13 protein-coding genes are annotated in these 20,732 nt (G+C 69.0%); 9 read left to right on the top strand and 4 right to left on the bottom strand.

The window, feature by feature from the left end:
• Positions 1-57 precede the first annotated feature (57 nt).
• The 8 genes from EOD42_RS23465 (at position 58) to EOD42_RS23430 (ending at position 11,972) form a co-directional block, all read left to right on the top strand.
• Positions 58-888: an FkbM family methyltransferase gene (locus EOD42_RS23465; protein ID WP_127790033.1), complete on the top strand. Its 831-nt coding sequence runs from the start codon at positions 58-60 to the stop codon at positions 886-888.
• A gap of 49 nt (positions 889-937) precedes the next feature.
• Positions 938-3,169 (top strand): hypothetical protein, encoded by a 2,232-nt coding sequence (locus EOD42_RS23460; RefSeq protein WP_127790032.1) that lies wholly within the window; start codon positions 938-940, stop codon positions 3,167-3,169.
• A complete protein-coding gene (locus EOD42_RS23455) occupies positions 3,169-6,456 on the top strand; it encodes a glycosyltransferase (RefSeq protein ID WP_127790031.1) in 3,288 nt (1,095 codons plus the stop codon). Before EOD42_RS23460 ends, EOD42_RS23455 begins: the two co-directional genes overlap by 1 nt.
• Before the next feature lie 5 nt (positions 6,457-6,461).
• Complete coding sequence (locus tag EOD42_RS23450) at positions 6,462-6,983, top strand: hypothetical protein (RefSeq protein WP_127790030.1); 522 nt, start codon at positions 6,462-6,464, stop codon at positions 6,981-6,983.
• Between the two features lie 4 nt (positions 6,984-6,987).
• A complete protein-coding gene (locus tag EOD42_RS23445; RefSeq protein ID WP_127790029.1) occupies positions 6,988-8,181 on the top strand; it encodes a motility associated factor glycosyltransferase family protein in 1,194 nt (397 codons plus the stop codon).
• Positions 8,182-8,196: 15 nt separating this feature from the next.
• On the top strand, positions 8,197-9,045 hold the full coding sequence (locus EOD42_RS23440) for an acyltransferase (protein ID WP_127790028.1): 849 nt from the start codon (positions 8,197-8,199) through the stop codon (positions 9,043-9,045).
• Between the two features lie 4 nt (positions 9,046-9,049).
• Positions 9,050-10,744: an alpha-amylase family protein gene (locus EOD42_RS23435; RefSeq protein ID WP_127790027.1), complete on the top strand. Its 1,695-nt coding sequence runs from the start codon at positions 9,050-9,052 to the stop codon at positions 10,742-10,744.
• A gap of 97 nt (positions 10,745-10,841) precedes the next feature.
• Positions 10,842-11,972: a tetratricopeptide repeat protein gene (locus EOD42_RS23430; protein WP_127790026.1), complete on the top strand. Its 1,131-nt coding sequence runs from the start codon at positions 10,842-10,844 to the stop codon at positions 11,970-11,972.
• 6 nt (positions 11,973-11,978) lie between these two features.
• Here the strand turns inward: EOD42_RS23430 and EOD42_RS23425 are convergent, their stop codons facing one another.
• Genes EOD42_RS23425 through EOD42_RS23415 form a run of 3 tightly spaced genes read right to left on the bottom strand, consistent with a single transcriptional unit; the run spans position 11,979 to position 18,307 of the window.
• A complete protein-coding gene (locus EOD42_RS23425) occupies positions 11,979-14,708 on the bottom strand; it encodes a glycosyltransferase (protein ID WP_127790025.1) in 2,730 nt (909 codons plus the stop codon).
• Positions 14,705-16,336 carry a hypothetical protein gene (locus EOD42_RS23420; RefSeq protein ID WP_127790024.1) on the bottom strand — a complete coding sequence of 544 codons (1,632 nt, stop codon included), beginning with the start codon at positions 16,334-16,336 and terminating at the stop codon, positions 14,705-14,707. The genes EOD42_RS23425 and EOD42_RS23420 overlap by 4 nt, the downstream gene beginning before the upstream one ends.
• 21 nt (positions 16,337-16,357) lie before the next feature.
• Entirely contained in the window at positions 16,358-18,307 is a 1,950-nt protein-coding gene (locus EOD42_RS23415) for a hypothetical protein (protein WP_127790023.1), read from the bottom strand.
• Positions 18,308-18,647: 340 nt separating this feature from the next.
• Here EOD42_RS23415 and EOD42_RS26215 point away from each other — a divergent pair, with 340 nt between their 5' ends.
• The gene (locus EOD42_RS26215; RefSeq protein WP_206020447.1) at positions 18,648-19,970 is read left to right on the top strand and encodes a glycosyltransferase family 29 protein; all 1,323 of its coding nucleotides are present in this window, start codon (positions 18,648-18,650) and stop codon (positions 19,968-19,970) included.
• 13 nt (positions 19,971-19,983) lie between these two features.
• Here the strand turns inward: EOD42_RS26215 and EOD42_RS23405 are convergent.
• Positions 19,984-20,732 (bottom strand): mannose-1-phosphate guanylyltransferase/mannose-6-phosphate isomerase (locus EOD42_RS23405; protein WP_127790022.1); only part of this gene is annotated, 749 nt, incomplete at its 5' end.

Genomic DNA, 20,732 nt, shown 5'->3' with positions numbered 1-20,732 from the left:
ATCGTCCCATGCGGTTGAAAGCTGTTCGGGGCTTCCGTGAAATCGGGAACTGATCTCATGCGTGATGTGTCCATTGAAGACAAAAAGAAGTCTTACGCAGGAATTGTAGGCATAAACGATAATAAAAAAGTCTCGTCTTTTTATTCTGATATTTTGAAATCGGTCGTTTTTTCTCATATCTGTCCGGGTGACTGCGTCATTGAGGCCGGTTCTTACCTGGGTGGATTTACGACAATGATGGCGCGGCAGGTGGGGCCATGCGGGCGTGTCGTCGCTTTCGAGCCGCAGCTAGGCAGCCATGAAGCGCTTCAGAATAGACTGGAGCGTGTAGGGTTGTGCGAAGCCGTCGAATTGCACGCGATTGCGCTGTCCGACTATGTGGGTGATGGCGCCTTCTACAGCGTGTCGGGCATGCTTCAGCGGTCGGGGCTGTACCCCAGTCCGGAAGTCGCGCGTGAGGTCGCGGGCGAAGCCGAACCCGACTGCGATGTCGCCCCGGTCACGACGCTGGATGCAGGTGGCCCGCAGACCGGCCCGGTGCGCCTCCTCTGGCTCGATATCGAGGGGGGTGAGTTTCAGGCGCTTCGCGGCGGTATCAACCTGTTGAAGGGCCGGCGTCCGCTGCTGGTCATGCGCAACTGGCGGGGGCGCGCGGCCACGCAGTACGGCTACTCCGCGGATGAGTTCTTCGATTTTTTTCAAGACGTTGAGTACGATCTGTATAACCTGATCGGGTTCGATTTTCGTCGAAAGGACTGGACCATAGGCGGGCAGCCGGGCTGGTGCTTTGGCGTGCCGCGGGAAAACATGGTGCTGAAGGGCACCCTGCATGGCATGATTGATCATGTTGTTGAAAAATATGGTATTTCTGAAATGATCTGTTGCTGATGCCGAGTGCCTGTCTGGATCGGCTGATGGTGTGGAGTATGCGGTGACGATGTCCTTGGAAGCTCCTGTCGGGCCTGTCGCGTCGGGCGATGTGGCAACGCGTGATTTCGGCATCGAGGTCGCCGAGGCATCCGTCAGCGTTGACGGCTACCTCTGCGTCCGCCTGCGCTCGTCCGATGGCGCGGCCGGCCTGCCGGATCGCCTCGACATCCGCGTCGGCGATGCCGCGCTGGGTCAGGCGCGGCTGTTGCCTTCACCCGATGCCGCGGCGGGGGGCGGCTTCCTGCACTATGCGCGCCTGCCTGAGGGCTGGTGCGAGGCGCCAGCGCCCATGCTGCGGGTGCTGCTGCCGGAAGGCGGCGAGGAGCTGTTGCGCGCGCCGTTGAGCGGGCGCCTGACGCCGGCTTCCGGTGCCTGGTTCGCCGATGCGACCTGGACCGCCGATGCGGATGTGATGGCGGTGGTCGGTTCTTCCCGGCCCAGTGTCCTGATCCTGGCCGATGTGCTGCCCGGCAGTGCGATCGGCAGTTGGGCGCCCGTCGCCAACCTGGCGGCCGCCGTCAGGCTCGCGGGGTTCCGGACGGTGTTCGTGCATTTCGGCGCACGACCGGCGCTCGATGCGCAGCTCGCGTCGCTGCTGTCTCAGATGGATGTGGTGCATCACATCGAGCTGCAGTCGCCCATGCAGGAATGGTCCTCCTCGGCGCCGGGCGCGCTTCCGCCGATCGAGAAGCCGCTGACCGCGGCCATCGAGGCGATCGCGAAGGCCTCGGGATGCGCCATGATCGTCGGCGCTTCCGTCGCGTCGCTGTTCGTCCTGGGCAAGATCGCGGGCGGCCCGGCGCGCGGGGCGTTGCTCTCGCGCGCCTTCGTGCTGGGCCCCCGCATGATCTTCGCGCCGGTCCCGCGGGAGAAGGCGATCGCCGCCCTGCGCGGCGTGCTCAAGGGTGTCTCGCTCATCGTCGAGGATGAGGGGCTGCGGGTCGAGCTGGGCAAATGGATGCCGGAGGCGCCCTCCGCCGTGCTGCCCGTCGGGCCCGCCTTGGCCGCCGCGATGGAGCCCGCCGCGCGCTCGGCCGAGGTCATCCTGGGCATCGGGCAGGTGGCGCATGCCGCCATGGGCCTGGTGGCCGCGCCAGGGCTCGCGGTCTGGAACCTGCCCGGTTCCGCCGGCCTGACCGAGCTGATCGATGCGTTGACGATGGCGCGCTTCGTGGTGCTCTCGCCCGACGCGGGCCCGCTCGGCGCGCTCGCCGCCGGGCTGGCCGCGGCCCAGGGCGTCGCGGTGATCGGCCAGCCTCCGCTGCCTCTGCCGGTGCCGGCGGGCGAGGAAGCCGCCGTCCGCCTGGCCGCCCTCGTCGAGGCCCGGCTCTCCGCCGCCGACCCTGCGCTCGCGGCGCCCGCCAGCGACTGGTCGGCGCGTGCCTTCGCTTCCGAGCTGGGGCTGTTCGGCGAGGAGGAACGCTCGATGGCCGGCGGTTCCCTCGGCGTGCTCAAGAGCGTGCTGGCGACCCGGCTGAACGGCCTGCCCGACAAGGCGGGCGTGGGGCTGATGATCGAGCCCGGCCAGCCCGGCGGTGGGCTGCTGGCCGCCGCCTTCGTGGAGCTGTGCGGCCAGGGGCGGGTCTTCGCCAGCAACCCGGCCGCGGTGTCGGCGCAGGCGCAGCCCTTGTCGCGGGCCGCGCAGCAGGGCGTCCATACGGTGCTGATCGACCCTGGGCCGAGCCGGCGGGACGCGCTGTCCAGCGCGCAGCGGGCCCTGGACAGCGGCCTGATGCCCTGGCCCCTGGCGCCGCGCGCCACCTGGATCGACCGGGTGGCCTTCACCCAGCTGCGCGGCGTGCGCCGCGGCGCGACTGCCTATATCGGGCAGGGGCCGGTGCCGATCGAGGCGGCGGTGGTGCTCTGCCCCGGCTGGCAGAGCCTGCCCCTGGCCGATGTGGTGGAGCTCAGCGGGCCCGACGATCCACGTCGCGGCAGGCTGCTCACGATGTTCTGCGCCAACAGCGATGTCTTCTGGCGGCGCCCGCCGGCCCCCGCGGCCGGCTATGACCGCGTCGAGGAGGCGAGCGGGCTGGAGATCGAGCACGGCGTCGTGGGGGAGCATCCCGTGATCGCCATGCTGGCGGCCGCGCTGCTGCTGGGCTGCACGCGCGTGTTACTGGCCGAGGAGCATTTCCGCGAGCCCGGCCTCGCGAGGACATTGGCGGCCATGGGTGATGCCGGCGTGACAATTCAGCGGGTGACCTCCCTGTCGGCTCCGCTCATGGGGGGCGTGTGATGAATATCGAGGTGCGCAACCCCCTTCGCGTGGCCATCTTCGTGACGAATGTCTCCGGCACCTACGGCGGCGGTCGCCTTGCGGCGTTTCTTCTGGCGCATTGCCTGGCGCGTGTGGGTGCGGAGGTGTCGTTCGTCACCAACGCGAAGCCTGTGTTCTATGAGGAGCTGAAGGATTTCGGTCATCCCGGCCGTGTCGCGACCTACATCACCAAGGACTTCCACCTGGGCCTGCCCGAGGGCGGCTTCGATGTGGTGATGGTGATCCCGGGCCAGTCGCAGGACAGGCTGTTCTACATCGGCGCGCGCGGCTTCGCGAAGCGGCGCGGCGCGCGGCTCGCGCTGTTCAACTTCGAGACGCCCAACTGGTTCAACAGCTTCTCGCCCACCGCGCGCAGCGAGGACATGTGGCGCGAATGGCGGCGCTGCATCGAGGACGGCTGCCTGGTGCTGAGCAATTCAGAGCAGTCGATGCGCTTCGCGCAGCGCTACTACGTCTCGCACCCGGCCACGACCTTCTTCGACTACTGGCACCAGCCGATCAACGTGCAGGCGCTGGCGCGGGTGCAGCCGCAGTACCGTGAGAAGCGGATCGTGTGCTTCGTGCGGGCGCGCGACCCGCACAAGGGCGGTCAGGACCTGATCGACGTGCTGTCGGAGGATCTGCGCGGCTGGACGCTGAGCCTGATCGTGGGCAGCACGAAGCTGGACGAGGACTACCGGGCGGCGATCCAGTCGACGGCGAAGCGGCACGGCATCGGGATCGAGGTGCGCACGCTGGTCTCGGACACGGAGAAGTTCCTGGAGCTGAAGCGGGCGCGGATGCTGGTGTACCCGTCGCATTTCGAGGGTTACGGCATTCCGCCGGTGGAGGCGCTGTCGGCGGGGACGCCCTGCGTGTGCTACGACCTGCCTGTGTTCCGAGAGGTGTGCGGCGATGCGCTGATCACGGCGCCGATCGGTGACATCGAGGGGCTGCGGGCGGGTATCCGGCAGGTACTCGCGTCATCGCCCGAGGATTGGGCGCATCTGCCCGAGCGCGTCGCCTCCGTCGCCAGCGTCGAGGCATGCGGAACCGCAGCCGCAAAGGCACTACAGAAGTATCTGCGGCAGGACAGGGTGGTCGAGCAGCCGATCCTGGCGGAGCTGCGCGAAAGCCGCCCCAACCCGCAGCTGGTTCATATCGACAGCCTTCGCTACGACCCCGTGGGCCTCATCGAGATCCGCGGCTGGAGCCCGCTGGTTGACGAGCGCGCGCGCGTCGTCGCCTCGGTGAACGGCATCGCGCTGGGGGATGTGGTGCGCGGCCTGTCGCGGCCCGATGTGCTGGAGCAGCACCCCTGGGTGGGCACGGCCGAATGCGGCTTTGCCCTGTGTGTTCCGTTCCAGGCATCGGTGCCCAAGCTCGAGCTCATCGTGTCGGCGCTGGGGCTGGACGGCACGATCTTCGACAATGAGGCGCTGACGGTCGAGGTGAACGCCGCCAAGCAGCCTTTCCCGAAGCCGGACCCCGCGCGTTTCCAGCGCGGCGGACTGCGCCATCTGCGGGAGCAGGGGGCGGGCTTCATCCTGGGCTGGATCGCCACCCAGGCGCCCATCCTGGATCTGGCTGTCTATGCCGACGGCCATTCGCTGTGGCTGCAGCGCGGCCGCAAGCGCCCGGATGTGATGGTCAAGCTGGAGCAGTTCCCGGAACAGGACCCCGGCTTCGCGATCCATCTGGATGCGGAGCAGCTGGCCTGCGTGGAAGGCGCCAAGGACCTGATCTATGTCGCCACCACGACCGAGGGCGTCTTCGTCGAGCGCCTGAAGGTGAAGTGGGAGGAACTGCCGCCGGGCGAGGCCGAATATGCGCCTGAGCTTCCGGCCGGCACCGCGCCGGATGCCCTGCCGCTCGTCGCGGAGGTCCGCAAGGTAACCTATGACGAGTACGGCGTGGTGGAGTTCGAGGGCTGGGTGCTCTCCGCGCCGCGCGTCGATGTGCTGAAGTTCTGGATGGCCGAGGAGTTCCTCGGTGAGGCGATCCCCGATCGCCTGTACATGAACATCTTCGAGAAGCGCCGGGTCTATGGCGATGCCTTCTGCGGCTTCAATTTCGTGGGGCGTGCGATCGGCCAGCCCTTCGAGGAAGCGCCCTACAGGGTCGAGTTCTGCTACGGCGATCTCGTCGTGCACAGCGTCTCGGGCATTGCCACGCCGCAACGGCGTGCCGCCGCCGCCTTCGCCAGCGATGCGTCGCTGCTGCCGCCGCGGCTGGCGGCGCCCGAGGGGCGTCCGATCGTCATCCTCGTGGTCGATGACAACCAGCTATTGTCCGCCACGGCCGGCGCGCCGCTCCGTTCGCTGATCGCGCATCTGCGCCGGGGCGGGCGCGATGTCATCGCGCTGCTGCACGGCAACCCGCACCTGTATTCCGACGACCTGGAGCGCTGGCGCCTGCTGGTGGACGGCGTGATTCTGGTCAACCCGCTGACGCCCGAGCCGGGCGAGGCGAAACCCGGGCCGGCCTGGAGCACGAGCTCTCCGGCGCTGGAGCGCAGCCTGGGGCAGCTGATCGCCGGGCAGCCGCGTGTCGCGGCCGTCGTGGTGCAGAACCCGGCGCTGGCACCGGCCCTTTCGGGCGTGCCGGCCGGCGGGACGCAGCGGCTGGTGCTGCAGGGGCCGAAGCCCACCGGCTGGCTCTCGGGCATTCCGGTCGGAACGCAGCTGCTGGGCTGGGGCGAGGACGCGGACATCCGCCTCGGCATCGACATTGCCGGGACCGCGGCGCAGGTTCCGGCCGTGCCCGACCCGGCATTCGCCGAAGGGGCCGCGATGCTGGTGCTGGATGGCATCGGCGTGCCTGTGGCTGCGCTGGGCAGGGCGGTCGCCGAGGCGGAGGGCTTTGCCGCGATGTCCCGGCTGCGCCTGGCCGTGCTGGTGGACGTGCCGCCCCTGATGCCCTTGCCGCGCATCCGGCAGGAACTGGGCCTGCCGGATCATGTGGTTCCGGTCTGGTTGAACGGGCTGAGCGCGGCCCTGCCCGAACAGGTCAGCGTGGTGGTGGATCTGGGCGGCAGCACCGCAGGGCAGGTGGCCGCCGTCGCCCTGGCGAAGCGGATGCGCCTGGCGCTGTGGAAGGAGATGGCGCCGGCCGGCCTGCGCCGCCCCTGGCACGCCGCAACCCTGAGCGACATGCTGTGGTCCGCGATCGAGGCACCGCCGCTGGACCACGCGCCCTATGGGGCCCTGGATGAACTGTTGACCGGTACGGCGCCCGCCGAACCGGCGCGCGCGGCGGCGGAGTAGGCCCGATGAGCGAGACGAAGACGCTGCCCGCACAGGCACCGCTGGGCCGCCCCCTGGCGGAACGCTTCGCGGGCCCGGCACCGCTGCCGATGGCGCTTGGGGCGCGGATCGACCTGCGCGAAGGCATGCAGGTGGACGGCTTCATGCCCACCGAGTGGCGGGAGAGGCTGCCCTTTCGCTGGATAGGGCCGGAGCCTGAGGCGCTGCTGGTCCTGGGCGAGATCGATGCGGGGGTGGGCGGCTTCCTGCTGACCTTCCTGGCGCCCGCGGACCCGGCGCCGCTCGGGCCGATCTCTGTCCGGTATCAGGGGCGTGAGCTGGAGGTGGCGGCCGCGACGCTGCCTGATCGTGCCGCCCATGTCGCCGGGGCCTGGGCGCTTCGGGCGGCGCTGCCGCCCGTGGAGGAACTGGCCCGGCCGGGCTGGGGCCGGCTGGAGCTGCGTTTTGAACGGACCCTGCCCGAGAATCCCGACGCGCCCGCGCGCTGGGTCGGGCTCGCGCTGAACTCCGTCGAGTTGGTAGGATAGACTGATGCTGACGCTTGCCTATGTCGCCGCGAGCGACCTCGATGTGGCGGCCGCCTGGCTGCAGCGCGCCCTGGCGGAAGGCCGGCGGCCGGTGCTGGTCGCCGATGCGGCCGACCTGCCCATCCTGCGGTCGCTGGCGATGCGCTTCAACCTGGAAAGCCATGTGCTGCCCGGCGCGCCCGACTGGCCCGAGGCCCTGGCCCTGCGCCCGCTGATGGGCCGCGTGGCGCGGGAGGGGGCGGAGGCCGTCTTCCTGTGCGACCCCGTGCCCTTCGCCATGGTGTTCAACCATAACGAGATCGCCCCCTCCTGGACCGACCGCTTTCCGGCGGTGCGGGTGCTGCATGGGCTGGGTGTGCAGGACTTCCGCTTCATCGGGCGCGAGATCGACTTCAAGGTGCGCATCCCCTGGCTGCTCGACAGCCTGGTGGGCCGGCACAAGGGGCAGCGCGGCTTCGTGATCGGCAACGGCCCGTCCCTGCGCCAGACGGACATGTCCAAGCTGAAGGATGAGATCACCTTCGGGTCCAACCGGTGCTTCCTCGGATACGAGGATTGGGGCTATGCCTTCAAGTACTGGGGCATTTCCGACCGCCTGCAGATTGAGATGTACCGCGAGGAATACGAGCAGGGCATCGACAAGGAATCGATCAAGTTCTTCCCGTTCGAGTATCTGGATTTCTTCAAGGTCGATAACGCCTGCCCGATCCCGGTGGCGTCCGAGATCTTCTTCGGCGGCTCCAACGCGCTGCGCTTTCCCTATTTCGCCGAACGGCCGAGCATGGTCTTCATGGCCTTCACGGTGACGATCACGCTGATCCAGATCGCGGCGCTGATGGGCTGCAACCCCATCGTGCTGGTGGGCGTGGACCACAGCTATCCGATCGCGCGGGTGAAGCGGCGCGGCCACGGCGAGGAGGCGGGCGCCAACCCGACCGCCCTGGCGCCGCCGGATGAGCTGATCCGCATGAGCAAGCTGGGCTGGGATTTCTGGGAAGGCAACGCCGCGACCGGCGCCACGCACTTCACGGACAAATACACCAGCAACAAGCTGTTCGTGCCGCCGCGCACGGCGTGGTCCGAGACGGCCTATGATTATTGCCGGCTGTGGGGTGAACGGAACGGCGTGGAGATCATCAACGCCACCGTGGGCACGCATCTGGACAGCTTTCCGCGTGTTGATTTTAACTCGCTCTGAGCGCGTAATGTCGACATGAGTGAAACGTCACCGTTGATGAAGAACCTCCATCCATTGATCGGATCGAGAGGGTTTGAGACTCCCGATTTGTCGGGGCTGAAGAAAGTTGTCATCAATTCGGAAAAATCGCTCCAGGACGCTAAGGCGCTTGGTGTCGATATTATTGTTCCGGCAAACATTGATTATAAGTCCGGAAAAATATTTCTTATTCTTTATGTTGATGGCGCTTCGCGCAGGCGTTTGACCGTCAATCTCTCCTCCGCGTCGGAGATGAATGCCATTTTCCTTTGCGGCGAGCACGGCCTCAATGGGAAAATCAGCCTAAGCGGACGTCACAACAGGTTGATCGATCTCGGCAATACCCGGGGTCATAAGTCGAATATCAGCTGCAGCTTTTGGGGGACGGGAGGCGTTCTCTACTGGGGCAAGGAAGCGACCTCGAACGGCTTCTTTACCGAATTCCGGCGAGAGAAGGACACGATCATCGTGGGCGAGGACTGCATGTTTGCCTCTGAAATCGTTCTCCGTCCGACTGACATGCATGCCGCATTCTCGATGCAGACCGGCGAGATCATGAATCACGTGCCCGGCAAGTCGTACCCTATCGTGATCCATCCGCATGTCTGGGTAGGCCAGCGTGTCACTGTCCTGAAGAACGTCACCGTCGGTCCGGGTTCCATTCTCGGCGCCGGTTCCATCATTACCAGCAACGTTCCGCATTCCAGTATGGCGGGCGGCAATCCGGGCAAGGTCCTCCGCCGCGATATCAGTTGGACACGGTCGGCCGACCCCAGCGCGAAAGAAATCGGGGAGACAAAGTCGATGGTCGAGGAGCATGTCGCCCTTTTCGAGGCGCAGGGCTGAGGCGATGCCGGCTCCCATCACGCGACGCAGGCTTGTGCTGGCGGGCGTGCTGTTCGCCTCAGCGCCAGCCGCACCCGTCGCGGCGCAGCAGGCCCGGAGCACGCGTCTCTACTACTCGGACGACATCACCCATATCCTGACCAACCTCGCGCCCTGGCGCCGCAACCGCGAAACCTTCAGCAACGCCCTGATCGCTGCGTCGATGGACGAGGCGATCAACGCCGGCGTCGACCATTACGTGGTGCAGCCCGGCACCGGCTGGGTGCCCTGGTGGCGCAGCAGCATCTATCCCGCCGACCAGCATTATCGCTGGTTCGCCGAGACCTTCGGCATCAGGCCGAGCGGTTTCGGCCGTTACATGATCGAGGGCGGCGATGTGGTGGCCGCGGCCCTGGCCCATGCCCGGCAGCGCAATGTCCCGCTGACCGTCTCGGTCAGGCTGAACGACGTCCACGGGATCTTCTATTCGGGCGTCACGCCCCAGCAATGGCGCTCCAGCCAGGATAACCGCGACATCCAGCCGGCGATGGCGCGCAACCTGGAATTCATTTCCCGCGTGCACATGGAGCACCCGGAATGGCGGCTGGACCCCAGCCCGCCCGACTACCGCAACGCCCGCTCGGCTGCCGGGCGGCTGTGGAACTGGGCCGTCCCGGACGTGGTCCAGTATCGCGCCTCCCTGCTTGAGGAACTCGTCCGCACCTACGCGTTGAGTGGGCTGGAACTGGACTTCATGCGGTTCCCGGCCTTCTTCCAGCAGCAATTCCCGATGCAGGCGCGGCAGCAGGTCATGCGAGGCTTTCTCACGCGCATCCGATCCGCCCTGGGCACCGGCCGGGAAATGGCGGTGCGCGTGCCGCTCACCCTGTCCGGCTGGGGCGCGTTAGGGCTCGCCCCGGCCCTGCTGAGGGAGGCCGGGGTGGACCGCGTCACCCTGTCCGCGCACACCTTCACGAGCCAGGACCTGGATTTCGCCGCCACGCGAGAGGCGCTGCGCGGCTTCCGCGTCGCGATCGAGATGGGGCAGGGCAGGCATCTGCGCCAGTACGACATGCGCGCCCCTGCCGCGGAGCGCGGCCCGACGGAGGACTACATCGTCAATTGCCGGCCCGAGGATTTCCTCAGCACCGGCCAGCTTGCCGCCGCCGCGGGCTTCGAGGCCGTGTCGATGTTCAATTTCGTCTACTACCGCCAGCGCGCGGCCGAGACAGTGGATTTCGACCCCTCGCGTGAGCCGCCCTGGGCCACGCTTCGCGCGCTGAAACAGCCGGGGCAGGCGCAGATGCGTGCCCGCTCCAGCTTCCTTGGCACCGTCTTTCCCGATGGCCTGCCCGAGCGCAGCGTGCCGGTTGACGTTCCGCCCGGCGGCGCGCCGCTCGGCTTGCGTCTCAATGTACCCGCCCCGGCCCGCGCCTCCTCCGGCGCCGGCAGTCTGCGGCTGACCCTCGCGGACCGGCGCTCCATGCGTGCGCCCGGCGCGGATGCCGCCTGGCAGGTCATGCTGAACGGCCAGGCCCTGACGCCGGACAATTCAGGCGGTCGCACCACCCTCGCGCCCGATCCGCCGCCGGGGCTGGCGCCGCAGGGCTGGGTGGTGCCGCAGAACCTCGCCAAGCCCGGCCCGAACCGCCTGGAGATCAGGCAGACCGGTGGCGATCCCACGCGTCTGTGGCAGGCGGAGCTGTATTTGCCGGCGTGACTGACATGCGGTGTCGGCCACGCGAGAAATTCATCGGATGCGTTCGATGCTGATGTGGTATCCTTCAGTAAAGTGAAATCGTTCTCAGCATGCCCGCGTGGGCGTTGATTGGATTGTGGAAAACATGACGACTGCTGCTGCCAATGATCCGGCGAAGCTCCAGGTGAATGCCGGTGCGGAGGGGGATATTGTTCTTTCCCTACCCAATCCTGCTGGCGCCGGGCTGGTGGACATCAAGGTCACGCAGCAGGTCCCGGTTTTGATGCGTCTGGTCAGCAGCGTCTACCTCGACGGCGGGTATCCGGAGGCCGCTCTTGATTGGGGGCGCCGGATGGTCGCGTCGGCGCCCTTCGAGCCGGGCAGCTACATCCATCTCAGCAATGTCTACACCCGCCTGGGCCGTAGCGCGGATGCCGAGCAGGTCCTGGCCCAGGGCATCGACAAGCTGCCCCGCGCTGCCGGCATCCTGCGTCAGCGTTCGAGCCTGGCATTGCGCCAGGGCGATCTGCAGCAGGCCCTCACCTGGGCGCAGCGCGCCGTTGAGATGGCGCCGCAGGAGCCGGTCATGCAGTTGAGCCTGGCCAATGTGCAGATGCAGCTCGGCGATTTCGAGGCCGCGCAGGAGATCGTGAACCGTGTGCTTGGTGACCAGCCCACGCTTCCGGCGGCCCTGCGGGTGCGCAGCCTGATCTCTCTGCGGACGGCCGAACTGGAGGATGCGCTGGACGCCGCGGTGATGGCCGCCAAGGTGGCGCCGGAGGACGTCGGCATGCGGGTGAACCTCGTGAACGTCCATCTTCAGCTGGGCGACGCCGATCAGGCCAGGACCGTCGCCCTGGAGGCGCTGAACGATCACCCGACCTCCGCCTTCCTGATGCGCCTTCTGAGCATTGCCTATCAGCGCGGCGCCGATTTCGAGCCTGCCCTGGAATGGGCGGGCAAGGCGCTGGATGCCGCGCCGCATGAGCCCGTGATGTACGCCAACCTCGCGAGCATCTACCTCCAGTTCGGCGATATCGACCAGGCCAAGGCCCAACTGCAGGCGGGTATCAGCGAGCATCCGGGCTTCGTGCCGCTGATGCGCCTGCTCGCCAACGCCCATCAGCGCGAAGGCGACATCGAGGGCGCCCTCTCCTGGGCCTTGAAGGCGCAGGATGCGGCGCCCGCCGATGCGGGGATCCGCAACCTCGTGGCCGTTCTCAGCAAGAAGGCCGGCAAGGCGGCCTGATCACGGTCAGCCGTTCAGCGCCGCGAGCAACTCGTCCAGCGGCAGATAGGGATGGTCGGGCGGGCTCCAGCCCGCCCCCGCGTCGGGCCAGGCCCACACGGCCATCCCCAGCGACAACGCCAGCCCGGCCAGCGGCCCGGGCTGCCCGGCGCAGACAAGGGCAGCAATGCCGTCGGGCGTGAAGCCGTTGATTTCCAGCCCCAGCAGCAACGTCACCCCGGGCGGCAGAGTCCAGGCCGCGCGCAGCGCCTCGGCGTCCGCCAGGGGTGCCGCATCCACCGCCACAGCCATCTGCCAGCCCTGGCGCGCGGCCTCCGGCGTCAGGGAGGCCAGGAGGTGGCGCAGCGTCTCCGGGGTCAGCGCGCGCGATGTGGCATCGATGACCAGCAGCGGCTTTTCCTGTGCTGCGGCAGGCGGCAGATCGACCCGCAGGGCTTCCGCAAGCCCGGCGTGATCATGGCCGACAGGCAGGTAGCGCGCCGGGCCGTCGGCGCTGTCCGGCAGCAACCGCAGCCAGCCCTCGCCCGGCCGGGCGATCAGGCAGGCCACCCCGCTCACCGCCAGGAAGCCGAAGCGGGCCGCGACGTGATCTTCCGTCGCCATGGCCAGCACCAGCCGCTTGGTGGTGCCGATGAGTTCGCCCATCACATGGCTCAACCTGGGGCCGCGCTCCGGGGTCAGCGGGTTGACCAGCAGGACCGCGTCGCCGAGGGTGCGCCATCGCGGCAGATCATCGGCGAAGCGGTGCGCATTGCCATGCAGCACCAGCAGTATCTCGTGTCCGCGCATGCGCAGATGCGCCAGAAGTGCCCGCAACGCCGCACCCTGGATGGGTGCCAGCAGCAGCTCATCCTCCACCACCAGCACACTGAGGGGGCCGCGCGCGGCGTCCTCCAGAAAGCCCGCGGGCAGAAGCGCCGCATCGGCACCCAGCGCCGCGCGGGCACGTCGCTCCGGCCGGCAATGCCCGCTGATGACGCCGATGACCTCATCACCGGCGCAGAACTCCACACGATAGGGCAGGGGCGCCAGGCTGCGCCCGGTGCGCCGCCCGACGAAGCTGAAGCCGCCGAAGGCATCGCCGGACCATCGATGCCGCTCGAAGATCCACCACACCGGAAGGCGTGGAACCGTCTCTCCCAGCAGGCGGTCCTCGACCCAGAAGCGGATGACCTCGACGCGCGGGCTGGATTGCACCCAGCCTTCGAATTCGATCACGCCGTACTCGTCGCTGGTGCCGCGCGACAGTTCCGCCTCGAACTGCGGCCCGCCGGGCGCGTCCGGGCCCGGTATCGCGTAGTCGGGACTGCCAGCCGGCGCCGCCCGCCATTGCGGGCGCAGGGTCCATCGCTCGGCGCCGGCCTGCAGACTCAACGCCTCGCCCTGATCCAGGCGGCGCATGTCATCCGCGTTCAGATGCACGGAGAAGCCGGGTTCGGGCGGCTGGGTGGGCCAGGTGATCTCCGCCTGCGCCCAGGCGGCTCGCGTGCCGACGAAGGCCGCGATGGGTGCGTCTCCCGGCAGCCGGCCCGTCACGAGCCCCGCCTCGGCCTCTCTCCAGAAACACAGGCCGCGCGCAGGGTTGGCGTGGGTCGACAGCGGCAAGGGCTGTTCAGGCCTCTCGGCATCGCGGCCCTGCCGCAGATACTTCTGTAGTGCCTTTGCGGCTGCGGTTCCGCATGCCTCGACGCTGGCGACGGAGGCGACGCGCTCGGGCAGATGCGCCCAATCCTCGGGCGATGACGCGAGCACCCGCCGGATACCCGCCCGCAGCCCCTCGATGTCACCGATCGGGGCCGTGATCAGCGCATCGCCGCATACCTCGCGGAACACAGGCAGGTCGTAGCACACGCAGGGCGTCCCCGCCGACAGCGCCTCCACCGGCGGAATGCCGTACCCCTCGAAATGCGACGGATACACCAGCATCCGCGCCCGCTTCAGCTCCAGGAACTTCTCCGTGTCCGAAACCAGCGTGCGCACCTCGATCCCGATGCCGTGCCGCTTCGCCGTCGACTGGATCGCCGCCCGGTAGTCCTCGTCCAGCTTCGTGCTGCCCACGATCAGGCTCAGCGTCCAGCCGCGCAGATCCTCCGACAGCACGTCGATCAGGTCCTGACCGCCCTTGTGCGGGTCGCGCGCCCGCACGAAGCACACGATCCGCTTCTCACGGTACTGCGGCTGCACCCGCGCCAGCGCCTGCACGTTGATCGGCTGGTGCCAGTAGTCGAAGAAGGTCGTGGCCGGGTGCGAGACGTAGTAGCGCTGCGCGAAGCGCATCGACTGCTCGGAATTGCTCAGCACCAGGCAGCCGTCCTCAATGCAGCGCCGCCATTCGCGCCACATGTCCTCGCTGCGCGCGGTGGGAGAGAAGCTGTTGAACCAGTTGGGCGTCTCGAAGTTGAACAGCGCGAGCCGCGCGCCGCGCCGCTTCGCGAAGCCGCGCGCGCCGATGTAGAACAGCCTGTCCTGCGACTGGCCCGGGATCACCATCACCACATCGAAGCCGCCCTCGGGCAGGCCCAGGTGGAAGTCCTTGGTGATGTAGGTCGCGACACGGCCGGGATGGCCGAAATCCTTCAGCTCCTCATAGAACACAGGCTTTGCGTTGGTGACGAACGACACCTCCGCACCCACACGCGCCAGGCAATGCGCCAGAAGAAACGCCGCAAGGCGACCGCCGCCGTAGGTGCCGGCGGAGTTGGTCACGAACACGGCGATACGCAGGGGCGTGCTCATGCAGAGGCGTCCGTCGGATGCGGCGGCCAGCCTTGCAGAAGGCCGATCGCGGCGCCGGCACGGTCCAACAGCAGCATGCGCGCGGCCGCGCCTTCCAGCGGTATCCGGGCCGGCAGGCGCAGGCGGAACCCCAGCTGCGGCAGGCCGTCCGTCGTGCCGGGCGCGCTGCCCCGGCGCAGCAAGGGGGGCTGGAACCAGCGCGCGCCATCCGGCGAGAAGGCGATGCCCGCCAGCGGCAGGCCGGTCGTGACCGTGCCGTCCAGCACACGCTCCTCGCCGTCGAAGCGCGGCGCCTGCATGACGACGCGCGGCATCTGCCAATGGGGCACATGCTCCAGCGCGCGGATCGCCAGATGCAGGAAGACGTCCTCACCACGCATGAGCGAGGCCCGCGCCCCTGAGAGCAGCAGGTGGCAGATCGTCTCCCCGCCCGGAGACAGGCTCCGCCAGATCCGCGCCGGGGCGGCCTGGGGCTGATGCAGTTCCACCCCGTCCGGTAGCGCGCCGCGCAGGCTGATGAGGGCCCGCCCATCCGGCAGCCGGCATGCCCCCATGACCATCAGCGGGCTGCCCGGCACGGCCTCGCCGGCCTGCATCTCGATGAGGCCCATCGCCCCCGCGCGGCAGGCCGCAGCGGCCGGGGCCGCCCGCAGCAGCAGATCCGCCAGGCGCTGACCCGCGCCTTCGAGACCGAACATGTCCCGCGCCCGATCGCGGCTTTCCCGCGTCGCCTCGCCCTGCGCGAGCAGTTCGGCCAGCCGGTCCGGGGGCGAGGCAGAAGGGCCGTCCGACCGGTCAATCCAGGGCGTGCCCGAGGCGCCGAGGCAGGGCGTGCCGAGATAGGCGGCCTCGGCCGCCCAGGGGGCGTCCGCCTGCTCCGGTCCGGGCAGCAGCAGCACCGCGGCGCGGGCAAGCAGGCGAAGGCGCGCCGGTTCCTCCGGCATGGGCATGACTTCCAGCTGGGCATGCGCCCGCAGCGGCGCAAGCGCCTCATCCGGCAGGGGCGCGGACGTGAGCAGGCGGAGCACGCGGCCCCGCAGCGCTTCGGCGGGAAGCTGCGTGATGGCCTCCAGCGTCGCCAGGTTCGGTACGGGCGCCAGAAGGCTGCCGTCGCGCGGCTCATCGAGCGCGTGGCGGGCGAGATGGCTGTCGATGGCAGGATGCCAGATTTCGAAACGCGGCTGCGCGCCGTCCAGCAGCCCTCGCATGGCGGCCTGTGCGCCGGCGCCCGGCGATATCACCAGGGAGGCCAGCCAGCCGAGGCGGCGGATGTCCTCCGCATGGCCGGGCGGCAGCGCGGCCGGGGCGAGCAGGGCGAGGCGCGTGCCGAGCCTTCCCGCGTGCTCCAGCGCGCCGGCGACGAAGCGCGGAGACAGCGCCGCCGAGGCCGCGAGGATGGTCCAGTCCAGACCCGCGCCCGCCAGCCCTTCCAGCGGCGCATCCGGCCGATGCCGCCATAGCCGCCCGGGCAGGCCGGTCCCGCTCGCAGGGCCATCCGCCGGCGCGTCGCTCACCAGATGCACCTCGGCACCCGCGGCCGCCAGGGCGCGGCAGGCCGGCATCGCCTGGCGGGTTTGCGCCTCGCCGGCCGCGAGCACCAGCACGCGAAGGGGCAGCGGGGCCTTCACGCCGGGCAGGCCCCAGGGGCGTCAATGAAGGGCAAGGGCTGACTCGAATGACTGGCGTTCGAAGATGTCGAGATGCCCCCCGCGGCTCGCATTGCGGATGAAGCCGCCCGCTGCCTCCGTCACCCTGCGGGCGTTCAGGAAGGCCGCGCTGATGGCGCGCAGGGAAGGAGGAGCCCAGTCGCGCCCGCCGCGGTAGTTCTTGATGAAGTGGTTCCCGTCACCCGTTGCCGCCCGGTACGGGTCCTGGCTGCCGGTATCGGAGAACCTGTAGTTGAAGTCGGTGCCGTAAAGGATGAAGCGCCGTATCCCCATGAAATAGCCCAGCTGCATGGCGACATAGGGCGAGGAGCCGCCCGGCGTCACCGCGATGTCCGCCCGCAGCGAGAACAGCGGTGGAAAGACCGGCAGCTGCCGTACCCAGATGTAGTCGCCCTCCAGTGCCGGCGGTTCCTTGGCCGCGAGAAACACCGTGCCGCCCGAGGAGGAGACCATCTCCGCCCCGAAATCCTCGATCATCTGGCGGTCCGCGCTGACGGTGTAGCGCGGCCGCAGCGACGTCCGGCCGTGGGCGAGGTGGAAGCGATTGAAGCAGAAGGTGACCCGCCCCTGCAGCGCGTCCAGATCCTCCGGTCGGACGCTCGGGCCGTTGCCGATGATCCAGGCCGTCTCGCCCTGATGCCGTCCGGCCATGGCCCGCAGCCTGGCCGAGGAAGGCGGGTGGCGTCCGGTCCAGAGGGCAGGGTGGCTCAATTCCTCGCCGATGCCCTCCGGCGGGGTCAGGGTGACGGCCTCGCCCTGGTCGCGAAGCGCGAAGCGCAGGCGATGCAGGCTGCCCGAACCCGGGCGCGCCGGCAGGGGCAGGATGGCGCTCTGCTCAGGGCGCGGGTGCAGGCCGGGCTTCTCATCCAGCGACCATGCCCACAATTCCTGCCACGCGCCGAAGGGTTCCAGCGCGACCAGCCCGGCGCGCTGCTCCACCGCAGGGGCCGCCGGGCTCAATGCCGGCATGGCGCCGCGCGGCGTGCTGATGTCCAGCCGAAGCTCCTCGGCAGAGACGCCGGCAGGCAGCACCGCCATCGCCTCCACATCGATCGCGCCGGCCCGCCGGCGATGGATCGTCACAGTCGCGGCGGGCAGCGTCGCCCCATGGCTGTCGAGAAGGCTGATCCGCGCATCTTGCGCATCGCGCAGGGAAAGGCGCCACCAGGCCAGCCTGGTCAGCGGATTGAAGGAGAGCTGCTCGGCATCCGGCACCCGGCTGGGGGCCGGGGGCGGGGCCGGCCGTGCGGGCAGGGACATCGCCCGCATGGCCGACGCCATGCCTTCCGCTGAGCCCCCGACGGCATGACGTCGGGCGGCCGGCACCAGATCGGCGAAGTGTTCCTCCGCCGCATCCCCCGTCAGCCACAGCTGGTCGAGCAGGGGCGCCGCCAGTGCCTCACCCTCGGCATGCGCGGCCGCGGCGGCGCCGTGCCAGGAAGCGAGCCAGCCTTCAGGCAGGGCTTCGGCCTGCGCTGCGTGGTACAGGCTGCCGCGCCGGTCGGGCGCCCAGACCAGCGGGCAGCCCAGGCTGCGCAGCGTGGGAAACAGCGGCGCCAGAACGGCGCCGTCGACGACGATGAGCGAGGGGCGCAGCCTGTGCAGGGCGGCAAACAGCCGCTGCGCGCGCCTGGCATTCATGATGTGGCGGATCAGGGCCGCCGGTTCCGAGAGGCGCTGCCATGGCGTGCCTGCGGCCTCGCCCATCCGCAGCGCCTCGCCCAGTGAGGGGATGGCGGCGTCATGGCCCGGCAGGCCCGCGCCGAAACGGCGCGGCGGAAGGAAGCGGGTGGTGTGGAAGCTTGTCCGGCGGCGACGTTCGAACAGGAAGCCCGTCACGTCGCCGAACGCCGCCAGCGCATCGGCAAGCCAGGGGCGCGGCATCGCGTCGTCCTGACTGCCGGCGAGATAGGCGATGCGAAGACGTGTCATGATCGCGGCGAAGGTAACTCAGGAGGCAGTCTCTAGCATAGCGCGCCAGGACCGCTCGCCGACGCGCTCTCCATCACATCATGCCATGATGAAGCGGCGTTCGTTTCTTTCCGCGCACCGGACGGGCACCCGCGATCACCATATCGGGACTGCCGGGCCCTTTAACGGCTGGGGGTGGCTGGCCATGTTGTAGGTTTGGGCGGGGTGGGTCTTCCCGCGCCCCTGCCCGCACCCCTGCCCGCACCCCTGCGGCCGCCAGAAATGGGACAATCTGCATGATCATTCTGCGATTTTCCGCCCCTTGCCTCGGCGGCTCGCGTGTCGATCCCCGGCATGCCGCATGAGTGCGCCCTGTTTGGCCGAAGCCGCGCTTGCGAGCGCGGCGCAGCGCCTCCACGCCGACCCCGAGATTGATCTCGAGCGGTGCTATGACCTGTTCGCCGCGCGGGATGTGCCGTGGCACGCTGCTCCCGACAGCCCCGGCTGGTGGAAATCCCTCGTCGCGCTGGACGCGCATGCGCTCTCCGGCGGGGCCGATGTCCGGGGCGGGATCGACGCCATGCTGGTTGCGGCCGGCAGCCGGGCCGATGTGCTGGATGCCGCGCTGGGGCTGTTGATGTCCCGCTTCCTGCAGCGTTTCCAGTGGGACCTGGCCGATCTTCTCCATGAGGCGGCGCGCGGCCTGGATCGGCCGGCTGCGCTGAGACGGCGGGATTTCGTGAAGTATGTCACGACCAGGCGCCGCTTCGCACCGGGTGACGTCGCGGCGCTTCGGCAGATCCAACGGGAAGACGCGCTTCCGCTGCCGGTCCGCTGCCGCATCCGGGAACACGTCCTGATGGCGGAAGGGGCGGACTCTGCGCTGCTGGACGAAGCGCTGGCCGATGCCCGCGATGTCGGCGATGACGGGGGCGGCCTGGCGGCCGGGCAATCCGTGGCCATCGCCTTCATGCTGGACGGCATGGCGGGTGCGGCCGATGTGCTGAGGCGCGTGCCCCAGGCGATGCGGCAAGGCGGTTTCTACCTGCCTGTCGCGGCCGCCAAGCCTAAACTCTTCGCCAGGCTGGCGGGGCTGCTCCCGGCCTCGGCGGATGCGACGGCGCGGCTGAAGGACGTGCTGGCCGACACCAGGCGCAGCGTCGCGATCGTGGGCAACGGCCTTCCGGGCGGCGAACATGGCGATGCCATCGACAGGCATGACATCGTGATCCGCTTCAATGATTTCAGGCTGGACGGCAGGCAGGCCGAGCTCGGGCGCCGGACCGACCTGGTCTGCACGTCGCTGATCCGGTCACCGGGGCTGCAGCAGCCCGACCTTCATGCCGCGCGGTACGGCGCCCTGTTGCCGCAGCATCGCCCCTGGGTCCGTGCCTATTGGACGGAGGTCGCGGCCGAGGCAGGGCGGGGAACTGCGATCTCCTTCCTGCCCGACGAGACGCTCAGGCGCAGGCATGAGCATGAACTCGGCGTGTTCATGAGTTCGGGGCTGCTCGTGCTGGCGCTGCTGCATGATCTGCGCGGCCGGCTGGACCCCGACAGCATCTTCGGCATGCCTTTGCTGCAAGGCGCCGGCGACGGGCGCCGCGTCATCGGCGACCCGTCGCATAACGGCCATTACTGGGGGCGGGAGGCAGCGCTCCTCGCCAGGCTGCTGGGCGGATGAAGCGGGCGCCGCCTCAAGCGCGCCCGTATGTATCCTCGATGCGCACGATGTCGTCCTCTCCCAGATAGGATCCGACCTGTACCTCGATGAGGGTGAGGGGGATCTTGCCGGGGTTTTCGAGGCGGTGGACGCAGCCGAGGGGCAGGTACACGCTTTCGTTCTCGCGCAGCATGATGCGTTCGCCGTCGCGCTCGACGATGGCGGTGCCGTTCACCACGACCCAGTGCTCGGCGCGGTGGAAGTGCTTCTGCAGGGACAGCTTGCTGCCCGGGCGCACCGCGATCTGCTTGACCTGGAAGCGGCTGCCCTGGATCAGCCCCTCATACCAGCCCCAGGGGCGGTACATGCGGCGGTGCTCGGTGGCCTGCTTCAGGCGGGCGGCGCGCAGCTTCTCGACCAGCTTCTTCACGTCCTGCGCCTTCGAGCGGTGCATGGCCAGCACCGCGTCGTCGGTGACCACGATCACGGCATCGTCCAGGCCCACCACGCCGGTCAGCATGCCCTCGCTGCGGACGTAGCTGTTGGAGGTGCCGACCAGGTGCACCGGGCCCTTGGTCACGTTGCCGTCGGCGTCCTTTTCCCCGATGTCCCACAGGGCGGCCCAGCTGCCGACATCGGACCAGCCGATGGAGCAGGGCACGACCGCGCCGTTCTGGGTGCGCTCCATCACGGCATAGTCGATGGAGATGTTGGGGGTGGCGGCGAAGGGGGCGGGGTCGAGGCGGATGAAGTCGAGGTCGCGCTGGGCGCCGGCCATGGCGC

Origin of the sequence: Rhodovarius crocodyli (genome assembly GCF_004005855.1) — a bacterium.
Taxonomy (GTDB): Bacteria; Pseudomonadota; Alphaproteobacteria; order Acetobacterales; family Acetobacteraceae; genus Rhodovarius; species Rhodovarius crocodyli.
The sequence above is the reverse complement of the archived record's forward strand: the minus strand, read 5'-3'. Positions and strand labels throughout refer to the sequence as shown.